Consider the following 19,384-nt stretch of genomic DNA (forward strand, 5'->3'; position numbering starts at 1 on the left):
ACCAACAATCGCCTTATGGTTGATAAAGGCGGACCGACGAGCGAGGGTGGGCGATGACGACGCACGAGCGCTTCTGGTCGAGGCGACGGGTGACCGTCACCGGCCATACGGGTTTCAAGGGCACCTGGCTCTGCCACTGGCTGTACGAGCTGGGTGCGGAAGTGACCGGCATCGGACTCCCGCCCGCGACCGAGCCCTCGCTGTTCGAGGCGACGGGCCTCGCCCACCGGATCGACAGCCGGATCGTCGACGTCCGCGCCCGCGGCCGCCTCGCCGCCGCCTTGCGCGACGCCGATCCGGAGATCGTGCTCCATCTGGCCGCCCAGCCGCTCGTGACCAGGAGCCTGCAGGATCCCTTGGCGACGTTCCAGAGCAACGTCATGGGTGTCGCCAACCTGCTCGATGCGGCACGGTGCCTGCCCTCCTTGCGTGCCGTCGTCGTGGTCACGAGCGACAAGTGCTACGCCCGGCCCGAGCGCCCCTGCCGCGAGGGCGACCCGCTCGGCGGCCACGATCCCTACAGCGCCAGCAAAGCCTGCGCCGAGATCGTGGCCGAGGCCTACCGCGCCTGCTTCTATCCGCCGAGCGCCGGCATCGGCCTCGCCACGGCGCGCGCGGGCAACGTCATCGGTGGCGGCGATTTTTCGCCGGGCCGGCTCCTGCCGGACCTGATGCGCTCCTTCGCGGCGGGCGAGACGGCCTACTTGCGTCACCCGGCCGGCGTGCGGCCCTGGCAGCACGTGCTGGATGCGCTCTCGGGCTATCTCCTGCTCGCCGAGCGCCTAGCGGCCGATCCCGCCGCGCACGCCACCGCCTGGAACTTCGGGCCGGACCAGGACCCGAGCTGGACCGCGGCCAGGATCGCGGCCGTGGCCGCCGAGCGGTTCGGCGGCGGCGGCTGGCGCCGGGCAGCGAGCGATCTCGCCCCCGAGGTGCCGACCCTCCTCCTGTGCAGCGAGCGGGCGCGCCACCGGCTGGGCTGGCGGCCGCGGCTCTCGACCGAGGAGGCCGTGGCCTGGGCCGTGGACGGCTATCGCGCCCTCCTGAGGGGGCGGAGCACCGGCTGGCTGATCGACCAGATCCGCGCCTACGAGGCGATGGCGCTGCCGGCCGACCATTACCTCCTGCACATCGAGCCCCGCCATGCTTTCGCCTGAGCCGGCCGACGTGCCGATCTTCGTCTTGTGCGGCGGGCAGGGCTCGCGGCTCGGCGAGATCGCGGCGATGCGGCCCAAGCCCATGCTCGACATCGGCGAGAAGCCGATGCTGCTCCACATCATGTCCTGCTACGGCCGCTTCGGCTTTCGCCGTTTCGTGCTCTGCACCGGCCACCGCAGCGAGGTCATCGGCAGCTACTTCGCGAACTACGCCGCGCTCAACAGCGACTACACGGTCGATCTCGCCCGGAACACCATCAGCTATCACCAGCGCGAGCGCCTGCCGGACTGGGAGGTGACGGTGGCCTTTACCGGCACCGGCGTCATGACCGGCGGCCGTCTCGCCCGTGCCGCGGCCCGCTATCTCGGCGATGCCGGGCATTTCGGCGTCACCTACGGCGACGGCCTCACCGATGCCGATCTCGGCGCGGAGCTGCGCTTCCATCTCGCCCACGACCGGATCGGTACCGTGCTCGGCATCGATCCGCCCTCGCCTTTCGGCCAGCTCACGCTGCACGAGGACGGGACGGCGAGCTTCGTCGAGAAGCCGCGGCAGACGGGCCAGACGGCGAGCGGCGGCTTCTTCTTCTTCCGCCGCCCCTTCCTCGACTATCTCTCGCCCACGGATAGCTGCACGCTCGAGGCGGAGCCGCTCGCCCGGCTGTCGCGGGAGGGGCAGCTTCGCGTGTTCCGGCATCAGGGCTACTGGTCGTGCGTCGACACGCTGCGCGACCGCGAGGAGGTGCTGGCTTTGTGGGAAAGCGGGGCAGCACCCTGGAAATGACGGGGGCTCGGGCACCTTTGCGCCTGCTCGACCGTCCGCTCCCCGGCATGGCCGTGCTGGAGACCCTGCCCCATCGGGACGAGCGCGGCTCGTTCGCCCGCTGCTTCTGCCGCGAGACGCTGCAGGCGCTGGGTATCGGGGCCGAGGTGGCGCAGGCGAACCTCTCCTTCTCCGAGCAAAGGGGCACGCTGCGCGGGCTGCACTGGCAGGAAAAGCCCGGTGCCGAGGTCAAGATCGTGACCTGCCTCGCCGGTGCGCTCCACGACATCGTCTTGGACCTGAGGCCGGACTCGCCCACCTACGGCCGTCATGCCCCGGTCGAGCTTTCGGCCGCGAACCGGCGGATCGTCGTGGTCCCCGAGGGCTGCGCGCACGGCTTCCTCACGCTCGCGGATCGAACCCTCGTCCTCTATCTCGTGAGCGCCGCCTACGATCCCGCCCGTGAGCGCGGCGTGCGCTGGGACGATCCGGCCTTCGCCCTTCCCTGGCCGTTCCCGCCGCGCGTGATCTCGCCACGCGACGCCGCCCTGCCGGATTTCGCCCCGGCGGCATGATGCGGGTTCTCCTCACCGGCGCCAGCTCCTTCACCGGCGCCTGGTTCGCCAAAGCCCTCGCCGGGCGAGGCTGCGAGGTGATCGCACCGCTGCGCAGCCGGCTGGACGCGGGCGACGCCGACCGGCGCTCCCGCCTCGCCCGGATCGCCGGCGCCTGCCGGCTGATCGAGGCCTGCCCGTTCGGCAGCGAGTGCTTCCTGGCGCTGATCCGGGCCTCCCGGCCGCTCGACATCCTCTGCCACCACGGCGCCAAGGCGGGCGATCATCGCGACCCCGCCCTCGACCCGCTGGCCGCGACGGTCGCGCACACGCGCGCCATCGAGCGCGTGCTGGAAGCGCTCGCCGATGCGGGCTGCCGCACGCTGCTCCTCACCGGAACGGTGTTCGAGGCCGACGAGGGCCGGAGCGACGGGCCGCTTGCGGCCGTAGGGGCTTACGGGCTCGCGAAGACGCTCACCTGGCACGTCTTCCGCTACCATGCCGACCGCTCCGGCCTCACGCTCGGCAAGTTCGTGATCGCGAGCCCGTTCGGTCCGTGCGAGAAGCCGGGCCTCGTCCGCCAGCTCGTGACGGCCTGGCTCGGGCGCGAGGTCCCGACCTTGTGCCGGCCGCAGCTCGTGCGCGACCATCTCCAGGTTCAGCTGCTGGCCGCGGCCTATGCCCGCTTCGCGCACGACCTTCCGGAGCGCTCGGACGGGTGCCACCGGCTGACGCCGAGCCAGTTCGCGGAGCCTCTGGACCGGTTCGCGGCAAGGCTCGCGGACAGCCTCTCGCCGCGTCTCGGCCTGCCCTGCCGCTTCCGCTGCGCCGCACCGCCGGAAGCGGCCGACGAGCCGCTGGTGCGCCTCGGGCTCGATCCGCTACGGGAGCTCGTGTCCGATCTCGATCCGGAGGCAGCCTGGGACGGCTACGCCCGTGCCCTGCTCGAAAGCGGGAATCAATCCGATTGAAATCAACTGAAAGTTGCTCAATCATGGTGCCCTGAAGCCGACGCCGAAGAAGATGCGCGGCAGCGAGGGAGCAGGGATCATGACGAGGCAGCCGGGCAGCACGGATGGCCCTTCCATCGGGGTCGTCGTCGTCACCCACGCGGCAAGACGGCATCTCGAGCGCTGCCTGCCGCCGCTGCTGCGCTCGCCGCTCCGGCCGCGCGTGCTCGTGGTGAACTCGTCCTCGGGCGACGGGACGGTGGAGCTGGCCGAGGCCATGGGTGCCGAGACCTTCGTGGTGCCGCGCGCGAGCTTCAACCACGGTCTCACCCGCGAGCTCGCCCGGCGTCGCCTCGGCACGGCCGTGGTGGCGATGCTCACCCCCGACGCCTATCCCGTACGCGACGACTTCCTCGAGCGGCTGACGGCACCCGTGCGGGATGGACACGCCGCCGTGGCTTACGGCCGGCAGATCCCGCGCGAAGACGCCGCTCCCGTCGAGCGGCTGGGCCGGATCTTCAACTATCCGGCGACGAGCCATGTCCGCAGCCTCACCGACTGGCCGCAGCACGGCGGCTACACCCATTTCTGCTCGAACGCCTGCGCCGCCTGGTCGAACGCAGCCCTGGACGCGATCGGCGGCTTCAAGGCCACGCTCGTCTCGGAGGAGACGATCGCCGCAGCCGAGCTTCTCGCCCGAGGGCACAAGATCGCCTACGTCGCCGAGGCCGTGGTCGTACACTCGCACGCCCAGAGCCTCGAGGACGCGTTCCGCCGCCAGTTCGACATCGGCTACACGCGGCGGCTCCACGCCGATCTTCTGCTGGCTCGCGAGCGCGACGAGGTGCGCGGACGCCAGTTCGCTACGATGGCGCTCCGCAAAGCCGCCGTCGCGGAACTGCCTCGGGTCGTGGCGCATCTCGCCGTCTCTTGGCTCGGCTACCGCATCGGCATGGCCGGACCGCGCTTGCCGCAGGCGGTGGCGAGAAGGCTGAGCGGCCAGGACTATTACTGGACCTCCGAGCCGGCCCGGAACGGCGCTCGCGGCCTGGCCGTGGCGTGAGCAGGGGGGAGAAGGCCGTCATGCGTCTCGCCTTTCTCACCAACAACCGCTTCCCGCCGCGCGAAGGCATCGGCCGGCACATTCTCGAGGTGGCGTCTCGTCTTCGAGCGCGTGGCCACGAGGTGACGGTGCTCGCCCGCGGCAACGCCTTCGCGCCCTGGGCCGAGACGGTGGCGGCGGGCTTGCGGGTGCGGCACTTCCCGCACTACCCGCTGCGGCCGTTCCATCACGCCTTGGCACAGCACGAGCTCGCCCGCTGGCTGCGCGAGGGTGCGGACGGTGCGGATCTCGTCCACGTCCACCTGCCGCTCCTGCCGCCGCTCCTGACCGACCGACCGCTCGTCGTCACGGTCCACAGCCCGATGCTGCAGGATACGGCTGCCATCACCGAGCCGGGCCTGTGGCCGGCACTGATCAAGGCCAATGCCCGACTGTTCAGCCGCCGTTACGAGCAGTGGTATCTCGACCACGCGGCGAGCATCGTCGCGGTCTCGCAGGCCGTGGCGGACGAGCTCGCCACGGGCTACCGCCTGCGCGGCCGGCCGATCGTGATCCCGAACGGGGTCGACACGGGCTTCTTCGGCTTCGCCCCGAGCGAGGGCCGCACACCCACCATCCTCTATGTCGGCCGGCTCGGCTACCGGAAGGGGCTGTTCCGCCTGCTCGAAGCCTTCGCCCGCCTGCCGCGCCGGCTCGGCCTCGAGCTCGCGCTCGTCGGCGAAGGTCCGCTCGAGCAGGCGCTGCGCCGGCGGGCGGCGGCGCTCGGCATCGCACCTTTGGTGCGCTTCGCGGGCTTTCTCGACCGGGCCGGGGTACGCCGGGAGCTGCAGGCGGCCGCCTGCCTCGTCAGCCCGGCCGACTACGAATCCGGGCCTTTGACCCTCCTCGAGGCCATGGCCTGCGGCACGCCCGTCGTGACCACGCCCACGGGCCTCGCCGCCGAGATGGGCCAGGGCGCGCCCGCCGTCTTGAGCGCCGCCGAGCCCGAGGCTCTGGCCGAGGCCATCGCCGGGACCCTGGCCGAGCCCGAGGCCGCCGCGGCGCGGGCCAGGGCCGCCCGCGCGCTCGTGGTCGCCCGCTATGGCTGGGAGCAGGTGGTGGACCGGCTCGAGGCCGTCTACGGCGTGCGCCGCGCGGAGCGCGCCGCATGACGCTGCCGCGGCCCCGGCCGGCGCCGGCCCGGTGCCTGGCGGTGGTCTGCCCCGGCTTCTCGGCCGAGCGGCGGCGGCGTCAGCCCTGGCACGTCGCCGACGGCATCGCGGCGGGGCTCGCCGGCCTCGGCCACGAGGTCCGCCTCCTCACCGACATGGCAGGCCCGCCGCCGTCCGCCCCCTACCGGGTCGAGCGCTTGGGCCGTCTGATCACGAGGAGCGGTGCTGCGAGCCCCGAGCTTCGCTCGGCAGTGGCGGGGGTGGAGCAGGTGTTTCTCGTCACCGGCGCCTTCCAGCTGACCCGTCTGCGCCGGCTCGAGCTGGGTGCCCCCGTCGCGCTCGTCATGGCGAGCCCACGGCTCCATCTGCGGGAGTTCCTGGGGCGCCTCACGCTCGCGATGCTCTGGCGCGAGCGCCATCTTCTGGCACTGCCGCTCCTGAACGCGCTCCTCCCCGGCGCGGCTTTGCGGGCAGGCTTCGCCCGCTCCGGGGCGAGGGAGATCGTCTATCTCAGCCCGAGCGCTCGCGAGCGGTTCACGGCCCTGGGCCTGCCACCGGGAAAGCTCCTCCTGCCGCAGGCCGATCCCGCCGCCATTCCCCCACCGGCGCCGCAGCGCGATGATCCCGTCACGATCGGCTATTTCGGACCGGCGCTTTCGCTCCGGGGCGCCGATCTCGTGCTCGTGGCCTTCGAGGCGGCGGTCGCCCGCGGCCTCGATGCGCGGCTCTTGCTGCTGCTGCGTCCCGACGGCGGACACGCGGCGCTCCGGCATCTCCTGCAGCGGATCGCGGACAGCCCGCAGCGCCACCGGATCGGGCGCCGGCTCGAGATGCTGCCCGCGGACCTGCTGCGGCAGGAGCTCGCCCGCTGCCACGTCTTCCTCCTGCCGTTCCGGGTCACCGTCTCGGAGGTGCCCTTGGCCGTGATCGAGGCCTGCCTCTCCGGACGGCCCACGATCGTGCTGGACACGCCCGGTGTCGGCGAGATCGCGCGCGCGCTGGGCGGCACGGTGGTGCGCACACCCGACGAGCTGGCCGGGGCTTTGCTCGAGGCGACTTCCCGTCCGCACGCGAGCCCGCGCGATCCCGCCGTCTGGACCGACTGGCGCCGGGCCGCCGCCCCGCTGCTCGAGCCCGCGACCGGGCTCGCCCGCTACCGGCTGGTAGCGCTCACCGGCGTGGACGGCAGCGGCAAGACCTTCCTCCTGCAGCGCCTGTCCGCCCGCCTCGCCGCGGCCGGCATCCCGCACCGTCATGTCTGGAGCCGGTTCCGGAACTATCTCTCGAAGCCGTTTCTGGCACTCGCCCGCCTCTCCGGCCACAACCGCAAGGAGGAGCAGGCCGGGGTGCGGATCGGCTACCACGACTTCGCCGGCCGGCCCTGGCTCGCCTGGCCGTTCCTGTGCCTGCAGGTTCTGGACAATCTCCTTGACCTCTGGTGGCGCTACCGGTGCCGGTCCGATCGCAGGCTCGTCCTCGCCGACCGCTGCCTCTACGACACGCTGGTCGATCTCGCCGTCGACACCGGGCTCGACGAGGTGATCTTCGGCCGGCTCGGGCGCCGGCTCGTGAGCCTCCTGCCCGGTCCGGCACTCGTCGTCGTCCTCGTGCGGCCCGTAGCCGAGATCCGGGAAAGCCGTCCGGACGTGCTCCTGGATCGCAACTTCGCGCGCCGCCGCGCCCTCTACCAGCGCCTCGCCCGCGAGCTCGGCCTGGCCGTCCTCGAGAACGAGGGACCGCCCGATGCGGTTCTGGACCGGCTGGAGCAGCTCGCCCTCGCCCCGTTGCAGCCGGGTGCAGCACCATGATCTACGTGTTCTACAACAACGACCCCCTCGCCCAGGATCTCGGCGGCGGTGCCGAGCACTTCCGCTGCCTCCACCGCGCCCTGCTCGGCTCCGGGCTGCCCTTCCGGCTGGTCGCGAGCCGGCTCCAGGACGGGGCCAGCGCGCCGGAGGTCCTCTACATCGCGCGCGGCTCCAATTTCCTGCGCTTCTATCTGGCGCTCTGGCGCTGGTTCTGGCAGCGGCGCCGGACATTCGACGACGGCGACGTGTTCCACTTCCACCGCAACTACGCCGCCTGGCCGAAGCTCCTCTTGTGCCCTTCCCGCGGCTCGGTCGTCGTCAGCTACCACAACATGAGCGGGCGCGTGCTCGAGGGCCGGCTCGGCCGCCTCGCCGTGCCGATACGCCGCCTGATGCTGGTGCTCGAACGGCGCGTGGCGAATCTCGCCGATGCCATCATCTGTGTCAGCAGCCGCGACCGGCGCGAGCTGGCGCACACCGTTGCCGCCGGACCGTTCTCGCGAGCGCAGGTCGTGCCCGCGGCCTACGACGAGGCCCTGTTCGAGCGCACGTCCTGCCAACCGCCCGGACCCGAGCTCGCCCGGCGGCTCCTGATCCTGGGCCGGATCAGCCACCAGAAGAACGTGCCTCTCGCCGTCCGGACCCTGGAGGTGCTCGCCGCCGCCGGCGAGGACTGGACGCTCACCATCGCCGGCCGCGGTGAAGGCAGCAAAGAGCTGATCCGGCTCGTGGCCCGCAGCCCTGCCTCGGCCCGGATCCGCTGGATCGGCGCCGTCCCGCACGACGACGTCCCGGCACTCCTCGCCGAGCACGGGATTCTCCTTCTCACCAGCCGCTACGAGGCCTCGCCCACCGTGGTGAAGGAGGCCTTGCGCGCCATGCGGCCCGTGGTGAGCACCGACGTGGGCGACGTCGCCGACTGGCTCGAGCACGACCGGACCGGCTTTCTATGTGCGCCCGAGCCGGAAGCCCTGGCCGAAGGTGCCCGTCGCGCCGCCCGTCTGATCGAGGAGGGACGCTATCGGCCGACCACGCACCTGGACCGGCTCGACGAGGGGCGGCTCATGAGCGAGGTGATCGGGCTCTACCGCCGCCTCGCCACGCGATGAGGGCGACGCAGCGGCTCCTGCTCCTGGGCGCTGCGCGCGGGCTCGCCTCGCTCCTGGGCTTTTCGGGCGTCTTCCTGGTGGCGCGCCGTCTCGGCAGCGAGGAGCTCGGCCACTGGTCGCTGGCGCTGGCCATCCAGGGCCATGCGCTCCACGTCGCGGAATTCGGCCTGCGCAGCGTGGCGACGGCAGCGGCTGCAGCCGCCCCCGAGGCGCTTCCCGACCTCTTGCGCCGCTATCTGGGCCTGCGGCTCCTGCTCGCAGGGCTCGTCCTGGCCACGGTCGCGGTAGGAGCTTTCTGGCTCCGGCCGGAAGCGGCACCGCTCGTGCTCCTCGCGACACTCGCCATCCTGCCGATCGCCCTTCAGCTCGACTGGCTGGCCCTCGTCGACGATCGCCCGTTCGTGGCCGCATGCCCGCTCGTGGTACGGCCCCTGGGCTTCCTCCTCCTGCTCCTGGGCTGGCCGGGCGATGGAGGAATTTTCGTCGTCGCCGGCTGCTATCTCGCTTCCTGGTGGCTCGCCGCCTGCCTCTCCTGGCCGGCGCTCCGTCGGCCGTGGCCCGCCGCGGCTGCCGGTCGTCCGCCGAGCCCGCGGCGGCTCCTCGTGCGCGGAGCCCCCTTGATGCTGGTGACGCTCACGAATCAGGCCCAGCTCAGCGCCGATCTCCTCGTGGCCGGCTGGTCGCTCGGTGCGAGTGCCGCCGGCGACTACTGGCTCGCGAGCCAGATCGCGGTCGCGGCCCTTCTGTTCGCGAACGCGGCCAGCCAGCTCGCGCTCGCCCGCCTGCCTGCCCGCGGGCACGACCCGGAGCGGTTCGTGCGCACGCTCCGCGGCGAGGCGCGCCGCCTCGCCCTCGTCGCGACGCCGATGGCGCTCGGGCTCGGCCTGCTCGGCCCCGCCCTACTCCCGCCGCTCCTCGGCACGGAGCATGCAGGCGCGGCGAACGCGCTGCTCTGGCTCCTGCCCTGGCTGCTCCTGCAGCACGCGACGACCCTGATGCAGGCGGCGCTCACCGCCTTGGGCGCGGAGCGCCTGGTCCTGCGCGGCAACCTCGTGCTGCTCCTGACCCTCGCACCGGCGCTGGGGGCCGCTGCGACGGCCGGCGCCCTTCCGGCCTTCGCCCTGGCGCGCTCGGCGGCCGAGATCGCCCGCGCCGCCGTCCTGCTGCACGGTCTCGGCCGACGCCTTTTCGCGCAGGGGCTTGCCTCGTTCGCCTGAAGCGTGCTTTTGCAGCCTGCAACCTACACGCGAGATTGCCTCGGGAGGATGCATGCGAACGTCCCGGCTCCACGGCCGGCTGCTCGCCGTCGCCATCGGCTTCTGCGCCGCGACGACGGCCTTCGCGCGAGGCGATGCGGACGAGAACGCGCCGATCCTGCCCGGCCTCACCCCCGAGCAGGAGGAGACGGCGCTGTTCGTCCTCGGGAACATGCTGTTCACCTTCTATCACGAGGCCGGTCACGCGCTGGTCAGCGAGCTCGACCTGCCGGTGCTCGGCCGCGAGGAGGACGCGGTCGACGGCCTCGCTGCCGTTCTGATGATTCCGGACGAGCCGGACCGTTTCCGCGATGAGCTCATCATCGCCGCCGCCGATGGCTGGGCGATGGCAGCGGATCAACGCGGCGACGACGAGCCCGTCTACTGGGACGAGCACGGCCTCGACGAGCAGCGCCATTACGCGGCGGTCTGCCTGATGGCCGGCAGCGATCCGGAGGGCTTCGCCGAATACGCAGCCCAGACCGGCCTGCCCGAGGAGCGGGTGGAGAGCTGCAAGGCCACCTACGCCCAGACGGCGGCGAGCTGGGGCAAACTTCTGGCGCCGCACCTCAAAGGCGAAGGCGGCCGCAAGCAGAAGCGGAAAGCCGGCAGGATCATCGTCAGCTACGAGCGCGATCCGGCCTTCGAGGATGAGATCCGGTTTCTCGAGGACAGCGGCGTCATCGAGGCCGCGGCCGAAGACCTCGCACAGAACATAGCGCTCCCTCACGACCTCGGGATCGTCTTCAAGAGCTGCGGCGAGGAGAACGCCTTCTGGAGCCCGGAGGACCGGCAGATCGTCCTCTGCTACGAGCTCGCTCGGGCGTTCGAGACCCTGATCGCGAAGGACATCGCGGGCGCTGACCCCGCGGCCGGCATCCATGCGCCGCGGCGTCGGCAACGGCTGCACCGGCCCGCGACCTCGGCTATCTCTGGCCCCGAGAGCATCAACGACGCAGGCGAGGTCGCCCCCACATGTCGGAGCTTCAGCTCATCCCCGCAGGCCAGGGTGTCGCCGCGCGCGTGCGCCAAGGCCAGACGATCAAGGTGATCAACACCCACGGCACGCAGGTCGTGGACACCTGGGCGTTCGACGCCGAGGAGCTAGCCGAGTTCATGTCGATGGAGCACAGCCGCGCCCACACCTTGCGCCTGCGGCCCGAGGTCGGCGATGCGCTCCTCACCAACCTGCGCCGCCCGATCCTCACCCTCGTCGAGGACACGTCGGGTGGCATCCACGACACGCTGATCGCGGCCTGCGACCGCTATCGCTACCAGCTCTTGGGCGAGAAGCACTATCACCGCAACTGCACGGACAACCTCGCCGAAGCCATGCGCGCTTTGGGCCTGGTCGTGCCGGAGACACCCTCGCCCTTGAACCTGTTCATGAACATTCCCTGGCGCGAAGACGGCCGCCTCTCCTTCGAGCCGCACCCGGACCCGCGGCCCGGCATGCACGTGTCGTTCCGCGCCGAGATGGACCTCGTGATCGCGTTCTCCGCCTGCCCGCAGGACAAGCTGCCGATCAACGGCAAGGACCTCGTGGTCAAGGACGCCCACTTCCAGATCCTGGATTGACCGCGGCGCGCTCCGTTCTTACGTCAGCGATCAGGAATGGAGCGCGCGTTCATGCGGATCACGGGCAAGGGGCAGGTCACCATCCCGGCCGAGGTGCGCGAGAAGGCGGGCCTGCTTCCGGGTACTGGCGTCCTTCGAGTACCGCCGCGGCGACGCCCGCACCTCCCCTTGTCCCCCTTGTCCGACTTCTGTATCGGCGCACACGCGCAGGGAAAGGTTATCGCCTCCTGACGCGGGGCGTGGCGTGCCACCGGACCCACCATCGAGCTGATCTGCCGAGCACGGTCTGACCCTCGACCGTCAGTGTGCCTCGTCCCAGTTCATGCCGCTGCCGATCTCGACCACGAGCGGCACGGAGAGGCTGGCCGCACCCTCCATGACGGGCTTGATCACGGCTTCCGCAGCCGCGACCTGCTCCATCGGCACCTCGAACACGAGCTCGTCGTGGACCTGGAGCAGCATCCGCACCTCGGGCAGCTCGCGGCGAAGCGCGCGCCAGACCCTCGCCATGGCGCGCTTCATGATGTCGGCCGCCGTCCCCTGCACGGGCGCGTTGATGGCGGCGCGCTCGGCATAGGCCCGGCGCGAGGGGATCTTGGCGTTGATCTCCGGGATGTAGCAGCGCCGGCCGTCGAGCGTGCGCACGAAGCCCTTCTCGCGCGCCTCGGCCTTGGTCCGGTCCATGTAGTCCTTGATGCCGGGATACTGCCGGAAGTAGCTCTCGATGTACTCCTTGGCCTTGGCCTGGGGGATCCCCAAGCGCTGGGCGAGGCCGAAGGCGCCGATGCCGTAAACGATGCCGTAGTTGATGGTCTTGGCCGAGCGGCGCAGATCGGCCCCCACCTTCTCGACCGGCACGCCGAACATCTGCGACGCGGTCACGGCGTGGATGTCGACGTTGCTCGCGAACGCCTCCTTGAGCGGCTTGATGTCGGCCATGTGGGCGAGGATGCGAAGCTCGATCTGCGAGTAGTCGGCCGAGACCAAGACGAAGCCCTCGGCCGGGACGAAGGCCTCGCGGATCTTCCGCCCCTCCTCGGTCCGGATCGGGATGTTCTGGAGGTTGGGCTCGGTCGACGACAGCCTCCCGGTCGAGGTGGCGGCGAGGCTGAAGCAGGTGTGGACCCGGCCCGTATCGGGATCGATCTGCTCGACCAGCGCGTCCGTGTAGGTGCGGGTCAGCTTCTGGAGCTGACGCCACTCCAGGATCACGCGCGGCAGCTCGTGGCCCTGTGCCGCCAGCTCTTCCAGCACGTCGGCCCCGGTGGCGTGCGCGCCGGTCTTGGTCCGCTTGCCCGCACCACCCAGGCCCAGCTCGTCGAACAGCACCTCGCCGAGCTGCTTGGGCGAGCCCAGGTTGAAGCTCCTTCCGGCGAGCCTGTAGGCCTCGGCCTCGCGCTCGGCCATGCGCTGCGTGAAGTCGGCCGAGAGCCTTCGCAGGCGCTCGGCGTCGACCCGCACGCCCCAGCGCTCCATGTCGGCGATCACCGGAACGATCGGCCGCTCCAGAGTCTCGTAGACGGCGAGCATCCGCTCTTCCAGAAGCCGCGGCCGGAACGCCTGCCATAAGCGCAAGGTCACTTCCGCATCCTCGGCGGCATAAGCCGTCGCACGGTCGATCGCGGCCTCGGCGAAACCGATCCTGGCAGCGCCCTTGCCACAGACGGCCTCGTAGGGGATCGTGTCGTAATCGAGATAGCGCTTGGCGAGCTCGTCCATGCCGTGCCCGTGGCTGGCACCGTGCAGCACGTAGGACATGAGCATGGTGTCGTCGATCGGCGCGATCTCGAGCCCGTAATGGGCGAGGACACCCATGTCGTACTTGATGTTGTGGCCGATCTTGAGGACCGAGGGATCGGCCAGCACGGGTGCGAGTCGCTGCACGACCTCGGAGAGATCGAGCTGCCCCGGCCGCTTCTGGCCGAACTCGTCGATGTGGGCCAAAGGCACGTAGAAGCCCTCGCCGGGCTCGACCGCGAGGCACACGCCGACGAGCCGCGCACGGCTGACGTCGAGCGAGGTGGTCTCGGTGTCGAGCGCGAGCCGGCCGAGATCGCGAGCGCGCGCCAACACCGCGTCGAGCTCGGAAAGCGAGGTCAGGGTCGAGAAGCGCTTCTCGCCCTGCTCCCGGCGCTCGGCACGGGCGGCTTCGGCGGCAGGTGCCAGCTGCTCGATCCGGCCCGCGAGCGACTTGAACCCGTTCTCCTGCAGGAAGGCCAGGAGCTGCTTCGGATCGAACGGCCGCCGTCGCAGCTCGTCGAGCCCCTGCGGCAGAGGTGCTTCGTCGTTCAGGCAGACGAGCCGGTAGGACAGCCGCGCCCGCTCGGCGTTCTCCCGCAGCGTCTCGCGCCGCTTGGGCTGCTTGATCTTGTCGAGATTGGCAAGCAGGCCCTCGAGCGAGCCGAACTCGGTGAGAAGCTGGCAGGCGTTCTTGGGTCCGATCCCCGGCACGCCCGGCACGTTGTCCGAAGCATCGCCGATCAACGCCAGCGCATCGCGCACGAGTTCGGGCCCCACGCCGAACTTCTCGATCACCTCCGCCCGGCCGATGGGCTTCTGCTTCATGGGGTCCCACATCTCGACCCCATCGCCCACGAGCTGCATCAGGTCCTTGTCGGAGGAGACGATGACCACCGGCTCGCCCGCTTCCCTGGCCTTCTTGACATAGGACGCGATGAGATCGTCGGCCTCGTAGCCCTCGAGCTCGATCACCGGCAGGCCGAGCGCTCGCGCCGCGTCGCGCACGAGCTTGAACTGGGGGCGCAGTTCTTCCGGCGGCTCCTCGCGGTTCGCCTTGTACTGGTCGTAGAGATCGTTCCTGAAGCTCGTCCGCCCGTGGTCGAACACGACCACGAGGTCGTCCTGCGGCCGCTCCTGCATCAGCTTGAACAGCATGTTGGTGAAGCCGAACACGGCGTTCACCGGCGTGCCGTCCGGCCGGGTCATCGGCGGCAGCGCGAAGAAGGCGCGGAAGATGTACCCCGACCCGTCGATCAGGACGAGGCGCTTTTCGGGAGCGGCAGCGTCGTTCATGGGCCGAAAGCTAGCGCAAGCCCCGCGGTGCGACCAGCGTGCATCGGTCCGACCGGTGCGGGTGCCGCAAGCTGCCGACGGCCGGAACCACACCCGGTGCCACCCGGTTCGGCTCTCTGATTCGCAATCGCCCGGCCGGCGCCGGCCGGGCAGAGGAACGGAACCATGGCGAGCAAACGGAAGAGCCGGTTCCTCGCACTGGCCGCAGCGGGCGCTGCCGTGCTGGTAACGGGGCCGGCATCGGCGCAGGATGCCAAGGACCCCGTCGTCTTCCGCGAGGAGGGCAAGGCGTCCTACTACGGCGACGAGTTCCAGGGCAAGAAAACCGCGAGCGGCGAGCGCTTCGACCAGAAGGACCTGACCGCGGCCCATCCCGAGCTGCCTTTGGGCAGCGAGGCCACGGTGAAGAACCCCGACACGGGCAAGGAGGTGAAAGTCGAGATCAACGATCGCGGCCCGCACGTCGGCGGCCGCGACATCGATCTTTCCAAGGCGGCCGCAAAACGGCTCGGCATCACCGAGAAAGGTGTCGCCGACGTCGAGATCGAGGCCACGAAGCGCCAGGTCGAGGAGGCGATCGACGAGCCCGGGGAGACCCCGAAGGTCGAGCATCAGCTCGAGGCGGCCAGAAAGGAGGCGGCCAAGGAGGGCACGCCGCAACCCGGGCCGCTGCCCCCGCTCGAGCCGTCGCAGGACCCGACGACCGCCGGCAAGTAACACCCGTCTTGGAACTGGCGGGCGAGGTTGCCGTTCCGTGACGGTGACCAGGATCGAGGACGGCAACCTTGAGCGCATTCGATCGCGAAGCGTCCGCGCGCCCGGCGCCGGAAGCGGGCTCGGGAGGCACCTACGCGCCTCTGACCGGCTCGCCGCCGCCCGCTTCGGACCTCGCTCCGCCGGAGGCCGATGCGTTCTACGCGGAATCGCTGCACATCCTGCACGACAGCGAGATCCCCTGCCTCGTGGCCGGGACCTTCGCCGTCAACTGCTATACCGGCATCAATCGCGCCACCAAGGACCTCGACATCTTCTGCAAGGCGGGCGACTTCCCCCGCATCCTGCTGCATTTCAAGGACCAGGGCTTCGAGATCGAGATCGAGGACGAGCGCTGGCTCGCCAAGGTCAGGCGCGGCCGGTGCTTCTTCGACGTGATCTTCGCCTCGGCCACGGCCGTCATCACCGTCACCGACCTCTGGTTCCAGGAGAGCCATCCGGTCGAGCTCTACGGTGTGCCGGTCCAGCTCACTCCGCCGACCGAGCTGATCTGGTCGAAGGCGCTCCTCCAGAACCGCCACCGCTACGACGGGGCCGATATCGCCCACCTGATCCTGCGCCAGAGCGAGCGCATCGACTGGAAGCGGCTACTCACGCACATGGAGCAATATTGGGAAGTGCTCCTGATCCACGTGCTCAACTTCCGCTTCATCTACCCGTCCGAGCGCGACAAAATCCCGCGCTGGCTCCACGACGAGCTGCTCCTGCGCGCGCGGCAGCACGCCGACCTGCCCGTCCCGCAGACCAAGGTGTGCCGCGGCCGCCTGTTCTCGCCCGACGACTACCGCGTCGACGTCATGGAGTGGGGCTTCGCCGACGTGGTCGGCCCGGCGGGGCCCAATACCGTACAGGGGAAAAGCTGAGCCCATGGCCGAGAGGACGGAAGTCGCCCCCGATGCCGCCCCGGCGATCACGCACCGCAGGCTCCGCGTCGCCGCGATCGGCGACGTCCACGCCTCGCCCACGGCGCGTGGCCGCTGGCGCGACATGCTGACGGAGATCTCGCACGCCGCCGACGTGCTGTGCCTGTGCGGGGATCTCACCAGCCACGGCACGGCGCAGGAGGCCGAGGCGCTGGCAGAGGACCTGCGCGCCTGCGCCGTCCCGGTCCTGGCCGTCCTCGGCAACCACGACCACCACTGCGGCAGGCCCGAGGAGGTCTCGCGCGTCCTGTGCGACGCCGGAGTCAAGTTCCTCGAGGACGAGGTCCACGAGGTGGACGGGGTGGGCTTCGCCGGGGTCAAGGGCTTCTGCGGCGGCTTCGACGGCAGGATGCTGGATGCCTTCGGCGAGGCCGCCATCAAGAGCTTCGTGCAGGAGGTGCTCGACGAGGCGCTCCGCCTCGAGCATGCCCTGAAATCGCTCGAGACCGAGCGGACCGTGGTCGTCCTGCACTATGCGCCCGTCGAGGCTACCGTGAAGGGCGAGCCCGAGGCGATCTTTCCCTTCCTCGGCTGCTCGCGTCTCGCCGAGACCATCGACCGGTTCGACGGAATCAAGGCCGTGTTCCACGGTCATGCCCACCATGGCACCTACGAGGGCCGCACGCGCAAGGGCATCCCGGTGTTCAACGTCGCGGCCCAGATCGCGAAGCCCACCGGCAAGCCTTACGCGCTCCTCGAGGTGTGAGAGCATCGGGAGAACCGCACCATGCCGTTCCTTCTCGACAGCCCGGCCTTCCGAGACGGCCATCCCATCCCGGCGAAGTACACCGCGGACGGCGAGAACGTCTCCCCGCCCCTGCGCTGGTCGGGAGCACCGCCGGGAACCAGGAGCTTCGTCCTGAAGATGGAGGACCCGGACGCACCCTCGGGCACGTTCCGGCACTGGGGTCTCTACAACATCGCCGGCTCGCGCACCGAGCTGCCCGAAGGGGTCGGCCACGGCGCCAAGACCGAGAGCCTGGGCATGGGCGTCAACGACTTCGGCCATTCCCGCTACGACGGCCCGGCCCCGCCCAAGGGCCACGGCCGCCACCACTACCACTTCTATCTCGCAGCACTCGACGTCGAGGAGCTGACCCAGGCACCCAAGGCGTGCGTCGAGGAGATCTGGCGGGCCGCGCAGAAGCACGTGCTCGGGGTGGCCGAGCTGGTCGGCACCTACGAGCGCTGAGCGATCTCAGGCGAGCGTGCCGCGCCCGTAGTCGCGGATCACCCGCACCACGAGCCGCCGCTCGGCTCGGGCATCCCACGGGCTGTCACCGCTGCCGACGAGGAGGATCCGGCGCGCGTCGGTGATGCTCGCGAACGCTTCGACGCCCGCTCGTGCCATGAGCCCGCTGCCGAAGGCGAGCCTCACCACGTCCGCCCCGCCGGGCGGACCGTCCGTCTCGATCACCTCGCCCACCCTGAGACGATAGGCCTGGAAAATCTCGCTCCGGCCCAGCGCCTGCGCCACCCGATGCCGGGGGTGAGCACGCCAGCGGGCGATCGCGGCCTCGTCCTCCCAGAGCTGGAACGAGAGCAGGCGGCCGGGGTCCCGGATCGACTGGAACCGCTCGTTCTCGAGGAAGCCCGGCATCCCGAGGAGCCGGGGCCTGAGCTCGGCGACGAGCGCGAAATAGGCGGCGCGCTGGTCGGGATAGGGGCGGAACTCGAACACGACGGCGCGCATGCGACAGGGCTCCTCGCTGGCCATGGCACGACGAGCATAGCGCAAGGGCGATGACGCTCACACGCTCGGGCACACCTCCTATGCCATACCTCCCTTTGACCACGGCGCTCGGCTCGCGCTAGGTTGCGCGGTCAAAATCGGGCCATTGCAGCTTCGTCATGTCGTTCACCATCTCCCTGGCGGTGGCGCCCCCCTCCACCGTCGCCGTCAAGCTCGCGCGCGAGCTCAGAGCGATGCTCGGCCTCGCCCTGCCGCTCGTCCTGACCCAGCTCGTCCAGGTCCTGGTGTACACCACCGAGGTGCTGCTCCTGGGCCGGCTGGGTGCGGCACCGCTCGCCGCCGCAACGCTCGCCGCTGCCCTCTTTCATGCCGCCATGATGTTCGGGGTCGGTGTCGCCAGCGCCACGGCTCCGCTCGTCGCCCAGGCGAAGGGCGCGCGCCGGCCGCGCCTGATCCGGCGCACCGTGCGCCAGGGCTTGTGGGTGACGCTGGCGCTCACGGTCCCGCTCATGGCAGCCTTGTGGTTCGTCCGCCCGCTCCTCGCCGCGATGGGGCAGGACCCGGCGCTGCTGCCGATGACCGAGGCCTACATGCGCCATGCGGTCTGGGGCCTGCCGTTCGCCGTGGGCTTCATCGTGCTGCGCAGCTTCACGAGCGCCTTCGGCCGGACCGGGGCGGTGCTCGCGGCAGCGCTCGTGGCGGGGCTCCTCAACGTGCCGCTGTCCTACGGGCTGATCTTCGGCCGGCTGGGCCTGCCAGCGCTCGGCACGGCGGGTGCCGGCATCGCCGTCGCGATCACCTTCGCCCTCATGTTCCTCCTGCTCCTCGCCTACTGCCTCGGCGTCCGACCTTTCCGCCGCTATGCCGTGCTCGGCCGGTTCTGGCGGCCGGATCTCCCCGTCTTTCGCGAGATCCTGCGCGTGGGCCTGCCGATCGGCGGTGCGGTCCTCATGGAGACCGGCCTGTTCGCGCTCTCCACCCTGCTCATGGGCCTGATCGGCACCGCCCAGCTCGCGGCCCATCAGGTCTCGCTCCAGCTCGCGAGCATCTCGTTCATGGTGCCGCTCGGCATCAGCCACGCCGCCACGATCCGGGTGGGCCTCGCCATCGGCGCCGGTGACGGGCGGGCCGCCCGCCTCTCGGGCTGGGTCGCCTGCGGGCTGGGGGTGGCCTTCATGGGCACGATGGCGCTGGTCTTCTGGCACTTCCGCGCGACCCTCGCCGGGCTGTTCCTCGACGCCGGCACGGCCGAGGGTGCCGCGGCCCTCGCCTACGCCGTCGTTTTCTTACGCGTCGCCGCCCTGTTCCAGCTCGTGGACGGGCTGCAGGTCATCGGCATCGCGAGCTTGCGCGGGCTCAAGGACACGACCGTGCCGATGTGGCTCGCCGGCTTCGGCTACTGGCTCGTGGGCTTCCCGGTCTGCGCCGTGCTCGGCTTCCTGACACCTCTGAGCGGACTCGGGATCTGGATCGGGCTCGCCATGGCGCTCGCCACCGTCGCCCTGGTGATGATCGCCCGCTTCCACCGGCTGACCCGCTCTCGCACGACGATCCCGGCGTGAGAGAGCAGGG

General features: G+C 70.7%; 19 protein-coding genes. 17 read left to right on the plus strand and 2 right to left on the minus strand.

The window, feature by feature from the left end; all coding sequences use genetic code 11:
- Window positions 1–53: 53 nt before the first annotated feature.
- The 12 genes from rfbG (at window position 54) to U1T56_RS20420 (ending at window position 11,620) form a co-directional block, all read left to right on the plus strand.
- Window positions 54–1,157: a CDP-glucose 4,6-dehydratase gene (gene rfbG / locus U1T56_RS20365; protein WP_418161340.1), complete on the plus strand. Its 1,104-nt coding sequence runs from the start codon at window positions 54–56 to the stop codon at window positions 1,155–1,157.
- Complete coding sequence (locus U1T56_RS20370; protein WP_418161341.1) at window positions 1,144–1,941, plus strand: sugar phosphate nucleotidyltransferase; 798 nt, start codon at window positions 1,144–1,146, stop codon at window positions 1,939–1,941. Before rfbG ends, U1T56_RS20370 begins: the two co-directional genes overlap by 14 nt.
- A complete protein-coding gene (locus U1T56_RS20375; protein WP_418161342.1) occupies window positions 1,938–2,495 on the plus strand; it encodes a dTDP-4-dehydrorhamnose 3,5-epimerase family protein in 558 nt (185 codons plus the stop codon). The genes U1T56_RS20370 and U1T56_RS20375 overlap by 4 nt, the downstream gene beginning before the upstream one ends.
- The gene (locus tag U1T56_RS20380) at window positions 2,492–3,445 is read left to right on the plus strand and encodes an NAD-dependent epimerase/dehydratase family protein (RefSeq protein WP_418161343.1); all 954 of its coding nucleotides are present in this window, start codon (window positions 2,492–2,494) and stop codon (window positions 3,443–3,445) included. Before U1T56_RS20375 ends, U1T56_RS20380 begins: the two co-directional genes overlap by 4 nt.
- A 79-nt stretch (window positions 3,446–3,524) precedes the next feature.
- Window positions 3,525–4,487: a glycosyltransferase family 2 protein gene (locus U1T56_RS20385; protein ID WP_418161344.1), complete on the plus strand. Its 963-nt coding sequence runs from the start codon at window positions 3,525–3,527 to the stop codon at window positions 4,485–4,487.
- A gap of 20 nt (window positions 4,488–4,507) precedes the next feature.
- Window positions 4,508–5,638 (plus strand): glycosyltransferase family 4 protein, encoded by a 1,131-nt coding sequence (locus U1T56_RS20390; protein WP_418161345.1) that lies wholly within the window; start codon window positions 4,508–4,510, stop codon window positions 5,636–5,638.
- The gene (locus tag U1T56_RS20395; protein ID WP_418161346.1) at window positions 5,635–7,446 is read left to right on the plus strand and encodes a glycosyltransferase; all 1,812 of its coding nucleotides are present in this window, start codon (window positions 5,635–5,637) and stop codon (window positions 7,444–7,446) included. Before U1T56_RS20390 ends, U1T56_RS20395 begins: the two co-directional genes overlap by 4 nt.
- Window positions 7,443–8,555, plus strand: coding sequence for a glycosyltransferase family 4 protein (locus U1T56_RS20400; RefSeq protein WP_418161347.1), 1,113 nt, complete (start codon window positions 7,443–7,445; stop codon window positions 8,553–8,555). Before U1T56_RS20395 ends, U1T56_RS20400 begins: the two co-directional genes overlap by 4 nt.
- Entirely contained in the window at window positions 8,552–9,772 is a 1,221-nt protein-coding gene (locus U1T56_RS20405; protein ID WP_418161348.1) for an oligosaccharide flippase family protein, read from the plus strand. The genes U1T56_RS20400 and U1T56_RS20405 overlap by 4 nt, the downstream gene beginning before the upstream one ends.
- A 52-nt stretch (window positions 9,773–9,824) precedes the next feature.
- Window positions 9,825–10,862: a DUF4344 domain-containing metallopeptidase gene (locus U1T56_RS20410; RefSeq protein WP_418161349.1), complete on the plus strand. Its 1,038-nt coding sequence runs from the start codon at window positions 9,825–9,827 to the stop codon at window positions 10,860–10,862.
- Complete coding sequence (locus tag U1T56_RS20415) at window positions 10,787–11,389, plus strand: DUF1989 domain-containing protein (protein WP_418161350.1); 603 nt, start codon at window positions 10,787–10,789, stop codon at window positions 11,387–11,389. The genes U1T56_RS20410 and U1T56_RS20415 overlap by 76 nt, the downstream gene beginning before the upstream one ends.
- Before the next feature lie 51 nt (window positions 11,390–11,440).
- Complete coding sequence (locus tag U1T56_RS20420; protein WP_418161351.1) at window positions 11,441–11,620, plus strand: AbrB/MazE/SpoVT family DNA-binding domain-containing protein; 180 nt, start codon at window positions 11,441–11,443, stop codon at window positions 11,618–11,620.
- A 69-nt stretch (window positions 11,621–11,689) separates the two neighbouring features.
- On the opposite strand, the gene polA is transcribed toward U1T56_RS20420, so the two are convergent.
- Complete coding sequence (gene polA / locus U1T56_RS20425) at window positions 11,690–14,422, minus strand: DNA polymerase I (protein WP_418161352.1); 2,733 nt, start codon at window positions 14,420–14,422, stop codon at window positions 11,690–11,692.
- A gap of 165 nt (window positions 14,423–14,587) precedes the next feature.
- On the opposite strand from polA, the gene U1T56_RS20430 reads away from it, so the two are divergent.
- From U1T56_RS20430 to U1T56_RS20445, 4 genes are all read left to right on the plus strand, one after another.
- Complete coding sequence (locus tag U1T56_RS20430; protein WP_418161353.1) at window positions 14,588–15,139, plus strand: septal ring lytic transglycosylase RlpA family protein; 552 nt, start codon at window positions 14,588–14,590, stop codon at window positions 15,137–15,139.
- 140 nt (window positions 15,140–15,279) lie between these two features.
- The gene (locus U1T56_RS20435; protein ID WP_418161368.1) at window positions 15,280–16,059 is read left to right on the plus strand and encodes a nucleotidyltransferase family protein; all 780 of its coding nucleotides are present in this window, start codon (window positions 15,280–15,282) and stop codon (window positions 16,057–16,059) included.
- A gap of 4 nt (window positions 16,060–16,063) precedes the next feature.
- Window positions 16,064–16,825, plus strand: a complete 762-nt coding sequence (locus tag U1T56_RS20440) for a metallophosphoesterase family protein (protein WP_418161354.1) — start codon at window positions 16,064–16,066, stop codon at window positions 16,823–16,825.
- A 21-nt stretch (window positions 16,826–16,846) separates the two neighbouring features.
- The gene (locus U1T56_RS20445; RefSeq protein WP_418161355.1) at window positions 16,847–17,311 is read left to right on the plus strand and encodes a YbhB/YbcL family Raf kinase inhibitor-like protein; all 465 of its coding nucleotides are present in this window, start codon (window positions 16,847–16,849) and stop codon (window positions 17,309–17,311) included.
- 6 nt (window positions 17,312–17,317) lie between these two features.
- Here U1T56_RS20445 and U1T56_RS20450 read toward each other — a convergent pair whose 3' ends face one another.
- Entirely contained in the window at window positions 17,318–17,812 is a 495-nt protein-coding gene (locus U1T56_RS20450) for an antibiotic biosynthesis monooxygenase family protein (RefSeq protein ID WP_418161356.1), read from the minus strand.
- A gap of 158 nt (window positions 17,813–17,970) precedes the next feature.
- Between U1T56_RS20450 and U1T56_RS20455 the strand changes: the two genes are divergently transcribed.
- Window positions 17,971–19,374, plus strand: coding sequence for an MATE family efflux transporter (locus U1T56_RS20455; RefSeq protein ID WP_418161357.1), 1,404 nt, complete (start codon window positions 17,971–17,973; stop codon window positions 19,372–19,374).
- Window positions 19,375–19,384: the final 10 nt, after the last annotated feature.

Source organism: Benzoatithermus flavus (assembly GCF_037908215.1).
Classification (GTDB): domain Bacteria; phylum Pseudomonadota; class Alphaproteobacteria; order Geminicoccales; family Geminicoccaceae; genus Benzoatithermus; species Benzoatithermus flavus.